General features: G+C 71.5%; 5 protein-coding genes. 1 reads left to right on the top strand and 4 read right to left on the bottom strand.

Translation table 11 applies throughout. The annotated features are described in order from the left end of the window. The 4 genes from ACIOC0_RS34190 to ACIOC0_RS34175 form a co-directional block, all read right to left on the bottom strand. Window positions 1–1,622, bottom strand: a 1,622-nt coding sequence (locus ACIOC0_RS34190) for a condensation domain-containing protein (RefSeq protein ID WP_402159662.1), incomplete at its 3' end; no start/stop codon positions are given. Beyond that, the gene (sbnA, locus tag ACIOC0_RS34185) at window positions 1,619–2,599 is read right to left on the bottom strand and encodes a 2,3-diaminopropionate biosynthesis protein SbnA (protein WP_402159659.1); all 981 of its coding nucleotides are present in this window, start codon (window positions 2,597–2,599) and stop codon (window positions 1,619–1,621) included. The genes ACIOC0_RS34190 and sbnA, both read right to left, overlap by 4 nt. Before the next feature lie 21 nt (window positions 2,600–2,620). Beyond that, window positions 2,621–3,424, bottom strand: coding sequence for an ABC transporter permease (locus ACIOC0_RS34180; RefSeq protein WP_402159657.1), 804 nt, complete (start codon window positions 3,422–3,424; stop codon window positions 2,621–2,623). Beyond that, the gene (locus ACIOC0_RS34175) at window positions 3,421–4,407 is read right to left on the bottom strand and encodes an ATP-binding cassette domain-containing protein (RefSeq protein ID WP_402159655.1); all 987 of its coding nucleotides are present in this window, start codon (window positions 4,405–4,407) and stop codon (window positions 3,421–3,423) included. Before ACIOC0_RS34175 ends, ACIOC0_RS34180 begins: the two co-directional genes overlap by 4 nt. A 373-nt stretch (window positions 4,408–4,780) precedes the next feature. On the opposite strand from ACIOC0_RS34175, the gene ACIOC0_RS34170 reads away from it, so the two are divergent. After that, the gene (locus tag ACIOC0_RS34170; protein WP_402159652.1) at window positions 4,781–7,033 is read left to right on the top strand and encodes an MMPL family transporter; all 2,253 of its coding nucleotides are present in this window, start codon (window positions 4,781–4,783) and stop codon (window positions 7,031–7,033) included. The last annotated feature ends 33 nt before the right edge of the window (window positions 7,034–7,066 follow it).

Here is a 7,066-nt window from a genome sequence, read left to right as displayed (position 1 = left end):
CGGGTGAGGGGGGCGCGCAGGTCGAGGGGGATCCAGGCGGCTCCGGCGCCCAGGATGGCGAGGATGCCGGTGACGAAGGGGATGCCGGGCTCGCAGAGCATGGCCACCCGTGAGCCGGGGCCCACCCCGGCCGCGACCAGACGACGACTCAACGCCGAGGCCAGCCCCACCAGTTCACCGTACGAAACAGAACCCTGCGGATCCTGGACAGCGGTCCTCTCGGGATCGCCGGCAGCCACTGCCCGGACCCGCTCCACCACCCCGGTGTAGGCCGCCTCGATCACGGTGGCACCCCAGCCCGCCCGCACCGCCGCCGACTCCTCCGGCAGCGCGACGTCGAGCTGGTCGACGCGCGCGTCGGGTCCCGCATCGGCGAGTGTCCCCAGCCAGGCGAACAACCGGCGCTGGTGCAGGTCCAGTTCCTCGGGCGTGTAGCGCGAGGGGTTGGCGTCGAGGCGGACCGCGTACCCCTCCTCGGCCGCGTCGAGATAGATGATCTGCATGTCCTCGACCGGGCCGGTCGACAGGTTGTGCAGCAGACCGGTGCACGTGCCGAACGCGTAGTCGAAGCCCGACTCCAGGACGTTGACGGTCGGGCCGAGCGAGCGGCCCGCGTCCCCGGCGAAGCCGAGGTCGCGGCGGATCCGGTCGCCCCGGTAGTTCTGGTGCCGCAGCGTGGCGCGCAGTTCGCCCGCGCTGTCGCGCAGGAAGTCCGCGACCGTACGGCCGGGCAGCACCCGCACCGGGTGCGGCACGAAGTTGGCGCGCATCCCCGGGACCGCGCGGGCGGCCGCCGTGGCCCGGGCCGGCACCGCGAGGGTGAGCAGGGCGCGGTCCACGCCGGCGGCCCGCTGTACGTACGCGCCGGTCGCGGCGATCAGCAGCGTCTGCCAGGTGACGCGGGCGTCCCAGGCCAGCGACCGCAGCCGCTCGACCGTCGCGGCGGGCAGCACGGCCTCGCGCCGCAGCGAGCTGCGGGCGGGGCCGCCGGGGCGCTGCGAGAGGCTCACCGGCTCCGGCTGCTCCTCGAAGCGGCCACGCCAGAAGGCCTGTTCCTTCAGGTACTTGGGCGTCTCGGCGTAGGCGGCCTCGTCGTCGGTGAGCGTGCGCGGGTCGGGGAACGCGCCCTCGGCCTCCGGGTCCGCGTACAGCGCGGCGAGCCGGTTGTAGATGAGGACGCGGCTGAACCCGTCGACCAGGATGTGGTTGACCCGGATGTAGAACAGCAGGTGCTCCGGGCCGAGCCGCAGCAGGACCGACCGCAGCGTTCCCCCGGTCAGGTCCGGCGGCACCAGCAGGTCCTGCCGCATGAACGCCTCGGCGGCGTCACGCGGCCGCGGCTTCCCGGACAGGTCGAGCGTCTCGACGGGGAAGTCCCCGGCGTCGGCCAGCTCCTGGAACGGCTCGCCGTCGCGCTCGGTGAACAGGGCGCGGAGGGCGCCGGCCTCCCGCAGCACCCCCTGCCACGCGGCCGTGAACCGGGCGGTGTCCAGGGGGCCGCGCAGCTCCAGGAAGTCGCCCATGGTGAAGACGGGGTTGCCCGGGTCGGCCTGCTGCCCGTACCACATCTCGCGCTGAGCGGCGGAGAGCGGCAGCTGCCGGGCGAGAGGTGTGGAGGTCATGACTGCGTCGCTCCCGTGGGAAGTTCGGTCGGTTCGATGCCGTACACCTCGCGCACCCAGCTCGGCTGGTAGACGGTGTCCAGATAGCGCTCGCCGAGGTCCGGGGCGATCGCGACCGCCGTTCCGTTCCCGCCGGGACGGTTGTCGGCGAGCCAGCGCAGCGCACCGCTCACCACGGTCCCGGTGGAGCCGCCGAACAGGAATCCGCCGCGGGCCAGGGCGTGGCAGGCGGTCACGGTGTCGGTCTCGGGGACGTGCACCACGTCGTCGATGAACGAGGTGTCGAGGAGCGCGGGGCGCACGCCCGCACCGAGTCCGGGGATCATGCGCGGACCGGCCGGCCCGCCGAAGGTGACGGAGCCGACGCTGTCGACCGCGACGACCGTCACCGGCCGCGGCAGCTCCTTGAAGTAGCGGGCGCAGCCCATCAGCGTGCCGGTGGTGCCGCTGCCGATGAACAGCAGCTCCACATCGGGGAACTGCTTCTCGATCTGCGGGGCCGTGGTGCGGTAGTGCGCCCGCCAGTTGTCCGGGTTGGCGTGCTGGTTCAGCCACACGACCCGCGGGTCGCCGGCGAGCAGTGTCCGGACGTACGCCAGCCGGGCCGCCAGGAACCCGCCCTCCTCGGCCGGCTCCGTGACGGTGTGCACCTCGCTGCCGAGCGCCTCGATGAGCTTGCGCGTCGCGATGTTGGTCCGCGAGTCGACCACGCAGATGAAGTGGTAGCCCTTGGCCGCGGCGATCACGCTGAGCGCGACCCCCAGGTTGCCGGAGGACGACTCCACCAGCGTCGAGCCCTTGGTGAGCGCACCGCTGCGCTCGGCCGCCTCGATCATGCTCGCGGCGGCCTTGAGCTTGATGGAACCGGCGAAGTTGAAGCCCTCACATTTGAGGTGCAGTGGGTATCCGTACAACGTCCGGAGATCGACGTAGAGATCTTCGGTGTTGAATTCGTGCGGAGCCGATATGACCGGCATGATTCCCCCAGAAAGACAAGGCTATCGCGTTGCCGAAATGCGGTACACGCGCAGGCTGAGAGGTATGAGAACGGCGAGGAGCATTCCGATGCTGATCGCCGAGACGAGCACCGCGTTCTCCACCGGGAAACTTCCCGACGTGACGGGTCCGGTGTTTCCCCACAATTGCCGGCAGGCCTCGGAGACCGCGCTGACCGGATTCCACTCGGCGACGGTCCGCAGCCAGCCGGGAAGTCCCGAAAGCGGCATGAAGGAGCTGGAGAGGAAGGAGAACAGGACCAGGAGCAGGGCGGCCACCCCGCTGATCGCCTCCAGGTTGCGCATCACCATGCCGAGGAGCGCGCCGACCCAGAGCATGGCGTACGCGAAGCCGAGCAGCAGCAGGAAGCCGGCGGCGGTCTCGACGAACGAGCCGTGCACCCGCCAGCCGACGGCGAGGCCGGTCACCGCGACCAGCCCGATGCTCAGGGCCGCGGCGGCGAGGTCGGCGAGCGTGTGGCTGACCAGGACGGTGGCCCGGCCCATCGGCAGCGAGCGGAACCGGTCGATCAGGCCCTTGCCGAGGTCGCCGGCCACACCGATCGCGGTGATGCCGATGCAGGAGAGTCCGACCTGGGCGAAGACCCCGGCCATGATGTACTCGCGGTAGCTGCCGCCGGTGTTCTTCACCTCGACGACGGTCGCGAACAGATAGCCCAGGATCACCACCATCGCGACGGGCGTGAGCGCCACGCCGATGATCTTCTCCGGGGTGCGCCGCAGATGGCGCAGGTGCCGGCCGGTGAGGGCCGCGACGTCACCGCCGTGGGCGAGCACCGAACTCATAGGGACGCCTCCGCCTTCGCTGCGTCGGGGTGCGGGGCCGGCGCGCCCGTGAGCTCGCCGGTCAGATGGAAGAACACGTCGTCGAGCGAGGGGCGCCGCAGCGCGAACTCCTCGACGGCGACGTCCGCGTACTCGAGCGCCGTCGCGGCGGACGCCAACGCGCCCATGCCGTCCGGCAGGTGGACGTGGACGGTGCGCTGCCGCTCGTCCAGCTGCGGCGGGCTCACCGCGAGCGGCACCAGCACGGCGGCCGCCTGCGCGAGCGCCGAGGCGTCGGCGACGGCCACCTCCAGGCGCTCGCCCCCGACCTTCCGCTTCAGCTCGTCGGAGGTGCCCTCGGCGATCACCCGGCCCCGGTCGACGACCAGGATCCGGTCCGCGAGGAAGTCCGCCTCCTCCAGGTACTGCGTGGTCAGCAGGACGGTGACGCCCTGGTCGACCTGGTCCCGCACCATCCGCCACAGCGTGGCCCGGCTGGCCGGGTCGAGGCCGGTGGTGGGTTCGTCGAGGAAGAGCACCTCGGGCGAGGCGATCAGACTGGCGGCCAGGTCCAGGCGGCGCCGCATACCGCCCGAGTACTCCTTGGCGGGCTTGTCGGCGGCGGCCTCCAGCTCGAACCGCGCCAGCAGTTCGGCGGCCCGGACGGCGGCGCCCTTGCGGCCGAGCCGCAGCAGCCGGCCGAGCAGCACGAGATTCTCACGCCCGGTCAGCAGCTCGTCGACGGCGGCGTACTGCCCGGCGAGACCGATCCGGCGGCGCACCTCGCGCCGCTGCCGCACGATGTCGAAGCCCGCGACGCGAGCCGTGCCGGCATCGGGTTCGAGCAGGGTGGCGAGCGTGCGGACCGTGGTGGTCTTGCCCGCTCCGTTGGGCCCGAGCAGGCCGAGCACGGTGCCCGCCTCGACCGACAGGTCCACGCCGTCCAGGGCCCGGTGGCCGCCGTACTGCTTCGTCAGGCCGGCCGCCTCGATCGCGATGTTCACGGAATTCCCCCTTTCACGCCTCAGGTGAATTGGTTGGCTGGTTGTGTACTGGGGATCGAATCGGTGATGTGGGTAAATGCAGGGCGGGGTTCCGAGTGAATGGATGACGGCCGGCGGACGCATCGCGGTCCACGCCGTCCGGACAACTCCCGACGAGAAGGAACCTAACCGGCGCGATGGCCGGATCACGCCGCTCCAGCTGGCCACAGGCTGCCGCTGCAGCATGCTGCAGACCCCGACGCAGGCCGGCTGGCAGGATGCTGCAGCGGCATTCAACTGCCAAAAACAGAAGGGAGGACAAAGGTTGCGGATATCTACAGTGAGAGGCGTCGCTCATCAAGGGTCCCCCGCTGACGTCCCACTGGGAGAGGTAATGGCAAGGCAACGAAATCTGGCGGCTTCACTGGGCGCCTGGAGCGCCCGGCACCGCAAGACCGCACTTTTCGGATGGCTCTTCGCCGTCATCGCGCTCACGGTCCTCGGCGGCATGGCGGGGCAGCAGAGCCTGACCGAGGCCGACTACGGCACCGGCGAGTCGGGACGCGCCGCCCGCGTCCTCGTCGACGCCGGCATCAAGACCCCGGCGCCCGAGATGGTCCTCGTCCACAGCGGCGACCTCACCGCCGCCGACCCCGAGTTCAAGAAGGCCGTCGCCGACGCCATCGCCGCCGTGGACGGCACCGGCCTCGCGCAGAACATCGGCGACCCGTACAAGACGGGCGCGGTCTCCGAGGACAAGCACGACGCGCTGATCCAGTTCGCGGTCAAGGGCGACCCGGACACGGCCGCCGACCGCATCCAGCCCGTCGTCGACGCACTGGCGAAGGCCGAGGAGGCCCACCCCGCCGTCACCCTCGGCCAGTACGGCGCCGCCAGCGGCCTCAAGGGCATCAACGACTCCCTCGGCGAGGACTTCACCCGCGCCGAGTACACCGCCGTGCCCGTCGCCCTCGGCATCCTGCTCGTCGTGTTCGGCGCGCTCCTCGCCGCCGTCCTGCCGCTGGTCCTCGCCATCACCGCGTGCGTCGCCGCCATGGGCCTGCTCGCGCTCTCCAGTCAGCTCGTCCCGGTCGACGCCATGACCAACTCGGTGCTGCTCCTGATGGGCCTCGCCGTCGGCGTCGACTACTGCCTCTTCTACATCCGCCGCGAGCGCGAGGAGCGCGCCGCCGGCCGCGACAAGGAGAGCGCGCTGCGCATCGCCGCCGCGACCTCGGGCCGCTCGGTGCTGATCTCCGGCATCACCGTGGCCGTCGCCATGGCCGGCATGTTCCTCTCCGGTCTCACGGTCTTCGAGGGCTTCGCCATCGCCACCATCGAGGTCGTCCTCATCGCGGTGCTCGGCTCCATGACGGTGCTGCCCGCCGTGATGGCGATGCTCGGCGACAGGATCGACGCCGGCCGGATCCCGGGCCTGCGCCGCAAGGCCGTCGTCCGCACCGCGGGCGAGAAGCCGGGCCGGCTGCTCGGCGCGGTCCTGAAGGCGCCCGCCGTCTTCGCCGTCCTCGGCGTCGTGTTCCTCCTCGCCCTCGCCTCCCCGGCGCTGTCCATGAAGACCGAGAAGCTCGGCTTCGACCAGCTGCTGCCCGCCGACAACGTCACCGCCGAGACCGCCCGGCGGATCGAGAACGTCTTCCCCGGCGCCCCGGCGCCGGCCCAGATCGTCTTCAAGACCGCCGACGTCACCTCGCCCGGGGCCACCTCCGCCATCGCCGGCTTCAAGCAGCGCGCCCTCGCCTCCGGCCACGTCAAGAACCCCGTCGAGGTCAGCGTCCACAAGGACGAGGACATCGCGGTGATCAGCGCCCCGCTCGCCGGCGACGGCCGCAACGCCACCTCCGTCCGCGCCCTGGAGGCGCTCCGCGGCGACATCATCCCCGCCACCCTGACGAAGGACGCGGCGGACCAGGCGCTGGTCGGCGGCGACCTCGCCTTCTCGGCCGACTACAACGACCAGCTCAAGTCGTCGATCGTGCCCGTCTTCGCCTTCGTGATGGGCGTCAGCTTCCTGCTGATGCTGCTCTGCTTCCGCTCCCCCGTCATCGCCACCACCTCGATCGTCCTCAACCTCCTGTCCGTGCTCGCCGCCTACGGCGTGATGACCGCGGTCTTCCAGAAGGGCTGGGGCGACGAACTGGTCGGCACGACAGCCGTCGGCGCGATCGAGTCCTGGATGCCGCTCTTCGTCTTCGTCGTCCTCTTCGGCCTGTCGATGGACTACCACGTCTTCGTGGTCTCCCGGATCCGCGAGGCCTACGACCAGGGCGTCGGCAACCGCGCCGCCGTCGCCCACGGCATCCGCTCCACCGCCGGCGTCGTCACCAGCGCCGGACTCATCATGGTCGCCGTCTTCGCGGTCTTCGGCACCCTGTCCATGCAGGACTTCAAGCAGCTCGGCGTCGGCCTCGCCGTCGCGGTCCTGCTCGACGCCACCCTCGTGCGCGCCGTCCTGCTGCCCGCCGTCATGGCCCTGCTCGGCCGGTCCAACTGGTGGCTGCCCTCCTGGCTGAAGTGGCTCCCCGAGCTCTCGCACGGCGAGGAGGCGCCGGCCCCGGCCCCGAAGCACGCCGCGTCCTCCGCGAACCGGCGGACCGCGTCGGACGAGCACACCCTCGCGGGCCGCTGAGCCGGGCGAGCACACCCTCGCGGGCCGCCGAGC

Source organism: Streptomyces sp. NPDC088254 (assembly GCF_044740925.1).
Lineage (GTDB): Bacteria > Actinomycetota > Actinomycetes > Streptomycetales > Streptomycetaceae > Streptomyces.
Note: the sequence above shows the minus strand (reverse complement) of the source record. Positions and strands in the feature narration are given on the sequence as shown.